Here is a 4,032-nt window from a genome sequence, read left to right as displayed (position 1 = left end):
GCGTCACCGGGACCGTCCAGCATGATCATCCGACCCAAGGTCAACCAGTTCGCCATTCTCTTCACCCTCAAGGGGTCGATTGCCAAACGCATCGCCCTGCGCACGCTGATGGTCACCCTGCTGGCGTCGGCCATCGTCCTGATTGAAATACTCCACCCAAGCAACTTCACCAAGGTCAACGCCACGCCGTTCACCTTGCTCGGGCTGTCGCTGTCGATCTTCATGAGTTTTCGCAACAACGCCTGCTACGACCGCTGGTATGAGGCGCGCAAGGCCTGGGGCGACGTGCTGGTGCACATTCGCTCGGTGATTCGCGAAACCCATGTCATCCGCGAGTCCGCCGAGCGCAAACCGTTACTGCTCAACCTCTGCGGGTTTGCCCACGCGCTGAATGCGCGGTTGCGCCGGGAAAGCGAGGCAGCGGCCAGCAGTGCCTGGATCACACCGAAACACGATGCGCAGGTGCCGGATTACAGCGGGCGGATTCTGCAGCAGGTCGGCCAGCAATGCTCCGACCTGCATCAGAACGGCGAACTGAGCGAATGGCGCTACATGCTGCTGGCCAACCACCTGACCAGCCTTACCCAGGCGCAAGCGGTCTGCGAACGGATCAAGAACACCCCGTTGCCCTTCCCCTACACCCTGCTGCTGCACCGCACGATCTACCTGTTCTGCATCCTGTTGCCGTTCGCCATGGCCGAGCCGCTGGGCTGGCTGACGCCGCTGTTCACGGCGATTGTCAGCTACACGTTCTTTGGCCTCGACGCGATTGCCGATGAACTGGAAGACCCGTTCGGCCGCGACGAAAACGACCTCGCGACCGACTCGCTGGTGCGCACCATAGAGCGCGACATCCTCAGCGAACTGGGCGTGACCGACCTGCCGCCGATGCTGCTGCCAGTGGACTATGTACTGAGCTGAATCCTGCGCCCATGACACCCAAAAACCAGTGGGAACTGGCTTGCCAGCTGCCACAGGTTACCTACCGTTTCACTCTCGCCAACCACACTTTCGAGCGGCTCTTTCGCGGAACCTCACCGCGCTGAGAGCCCCTTGAACCGTGAGTGACAGAGCCGATCCATCGCCCTTTGAACGCTTGCGATTGGACGAATGCGCCATCAGATGAGATCGTCGCACCCTGCGCGTTTCACGCGCCTTGCGCCTCTGCGTCAATACTCAATCCAAATTCCCGTCGAGCAGGTGCCATCGTGGACATCAAACAACTCAAGTTCCTGATCGCACTGGACGAAACCCGACACTTCGGCCAGGCCGCCGCCCGCTGCCATATCACCCAGCCGACCCTGTCGATGCGCCTGCGCAACCTGGAAGACGAGCTGGATCTGGTGTTGGTCAATCGGGGCCAGCGCTTCGAGGGTTTCACTCAGGCCGGCGAACGTGTGCTGGCCTGGGCGCGCACGCTGCTGGCGGCACATGATGGGTTGTTCGCCGAAGCGGCGGCGTGTCGCGGGCAACTGGTCGGTAGCTTGCGCCTGGGCCTGGTGCCACTGAGCAACTTCAATCCAGTCAATTACATTCAGGCGTTGTCCGGCACGTATCCGGAACTGAAATTCAGCCTGTCCTCGCTGAGTTCCGACGAGATCATCGCCGGTCTTGGCAACAATCAACTCGACCTCGGCGTGTGTTATCTCGACCACGTCAACCCGAGCTATTTCGAGTTCTTCGAGATCAGCGAAACCCGCGTCGGCCTGCTGTACGACAACCGTCACTTCCAGTTCGAAGGCAATGAAATGAGCTGGCAGGATGCAGCGGAACTGCCACTGGGGATGATCACCACCGGCATGCATTACCGCAAATCCATTGACCTGAGCTTCCGTAGCCGTGGCCTCAATCCGCAGCCGATCCTGGAAAGCGATTCGACCTATCAGCTGTTGCAGGCGATTCACCAGGGTTTCTGCTGCTCGATCATGCCGCTGGACAGTGGTCTGGAAGCACCGATCGAACACCTATCGTTCATGAACCTGCCGGATGCCAGTGTGCTGGCCCCGCTGGGGCTGGTGATGCGCAAGACCGAACCACGTTCGGCGATTGCCGAGAAGTGTTTTGCCGAGGCGCGCAAGATGTTCGGGATTGAAGCGCCGGTTGTTTGAGTGACCGATCCAGACGGTGATGCCGGATGATCGGGGCGTTCAAGATATTTCACATTCATCGTTTACAGCTCCCGAGGTTCCCCCTTACTATCCGGGCACACCGGTCGACGGGATTGCCCCGCCACCGACGCTTTCCGCCAACGGAAACACGCGTTATGAGTACGTCACCACAACAACTAAAATCGTTGAACGTCTCCGCAGTGTGCGCCCCCTGTCACAGGGGCCGCGCATGAATCGCATCGTCAATCTGCCCATGGCCCTGCGCCGTTCCAAGCTGCGTCACTCCGCACGCCCGCCGGATATCGCCTGCTGATTCCGCCAGTCAGTCAAGATCCGAATTGTGGCGAGGGAGCCTGCTCCCGCTGGACTGCTTAGCAGTCCCCTGCCTTTGAATCGAAAAGCGAGAGCCGCTTCGCGCCTCAGCGCGAGCAAGCGCCCTCGCCACAGGTTCTGTGTCACCTCTGACTGATCTGCACTCGAAATCCCTGCCAGGACGCCCTCCCTGCGTCCGGCCCGAATCTGCGCGCCTGTGCGGCGCCCTCGTGAGTGATTGACCATGAAATTCGCAGCCATTGAAGACGCACGCCTGTTTCTCGACCAAAACCCTGATATCGACATGATCGAGCTGTTTATCCTCGACGCCAACGGCGTGCCGCGCGGCAAGCTGTTGCACCGCGAGGAATTGCTCGCCGTCTATGAAAGCGGCCGCCCGCTGCCAAGCACCATTCTCGGCCTGACCGTACAGGGCGAGGACGTGGAAAACTCCGGTCTGGTCTGGGACGTCGGCGACATCGACTGCCGCGCCTACCCGCTCGAAGGCAGTCTGGTGCGCCTGCCGTGGCGGCAGATTCCCACCGCTGCGGTGCAAGTCAGCATGCACCCGACCGAGGGCATGCCCGCCAGCATCGCCGACCCGCGCCATTTGCTGATCAGGATCATCGACGGTCTCAAGGCCGAGGGTTATCACCCGGTGATGGCCTGCGAACTGGAGTTCTATCTGCTCGACGCCAAACGCGATCACAACGGTCGCCCGCAACCGGCGCTGGATGCCGACGGTGGCCGACCGCGACACACGCAGGTCTACGGTTTGCGCGAACTTGAGCAGATCGAACCGTTCCTCGCCGACCTCTACAGCGCCTGCAAACTGCACGGCATTCCGGCGCGCACGGCGATCTCCGAATACGCACCGGGCCAGGTGGAAATCACCCTCGAACACGGCGATGCACTGCAGGCGATGGATCAGGCAGTGCGCTACAAGCGCCTGGTCAAAGCCGTGGCGCACAAGCACGGCATGCAGGCGACGTTCATGGCCAAGCCGTTCGATGATCTGGCCGGCACCGGCATGCACATGCACGTCAGCCTGGCCGATGGCGAGGGGCGCAACCTGTTCGCCTCCGAGGATCCGGCCGGCACCCCACTGCTGCGCACGGCAATTGGCGGCATGCTCGCCTCGCTGCTCGATTCGCTGCTGCTGTTCTGCCCCAACGCCAACTCCTACCGGCGCTTTCAGGCCAACAGCTACGCGCCACTGGCGCCGACCTGGGGCGTCGACAACCGCACCGTCAGCCTGCGCGTACCCGGTGGCCCGGCCAATACCCGACACATCGAACACCGCATCTGCGGCGCCGACGCCAACCCGTACCTGGCCGCAGCGGCGATCCTGGCCGGCATCCATCGCGGCATTCGTGAAAATCTCGATCCGGGCGCACCGGTCGAGGGCAACGGCTATGCGCAGGCGAAGGAATTGCTGCCGACCGATTGGCTGACGTCACTGCAAGCGCTGGAGAATTCTGCGTGGGCGCGGGATGCCCTGGGCCAGGAATTTCTCGGCGTGTACCTGGCGGTGAAACGCGCCGAGTACCGGCAGTTCATGGCCGAGGTGGGTGAGCAGGATTGGCGCTGGTATTTGACCGAAGCCTGAAGT

The 4,032-nt window shown here is 61.8% G+C and carries 3 protein-coding genes; all 3 read left to right on the top strand.

Annotated features, from left to right (window positions below; all coding sequences use genetic code 11):
• The first annotated feature begins 21 nt into the window (after window positions 1-21).
• The 3 genes from DBR24_RS07510 (at window position 22) to DBR24_RS07500 (ending at window position 4,029) form a co-directional block, all read left to right on the top strand.
• On the top strand, window positions 22-921 hold the full coding sequence (locus DBR24_RS07510) for a bestrophin family protein (protein ID WP_128614378.1): 900 nt from the start codon (window positions 22-24) through the stop codon (window positions 919-921).
• Window positions 922-1,208: 287 nt separating this feature from the next.
• Window positions 1,209-2,108: a LysR family transcriptional regulator gene (locus DBR24_RS07505; protein WP_128614377.1), complete on the top strand. Its 900-nt coding sequence runs from the start codon at window positions 1,209-1,211 to the stop codon at window positions 2,106-2,108.
• A 556-nt stretch (window positions 2,109-2,664) separates the two neighbouring features.
• Window positions 2,665-4,029, top strand: a complete 1,365-nt coding sequence (locus DBR24_RS07500; protein WP_128614376.1) for a glutamine synthetase family protein — start codon at window positions 2,665-2,667, stop codon at window positions 4,027-4,029.
• Window positions 4,030-4,032 lie beyond the last annotated feature (3 nt).

Source organism: Pseudomonas sp. HMWF006 (assembly GCF_003061205.1).
Classification (GTDB): Bacteria; Pseudomonadota; Gammaproteobacteria; order Pseudomonadales; family Pseudomonadaceae; genus Aquipseudomonas; species Aquipseudomonas monsensis.
This window is presented reverse-complemented; position numbering and strand designations above follow the sequence as displayed.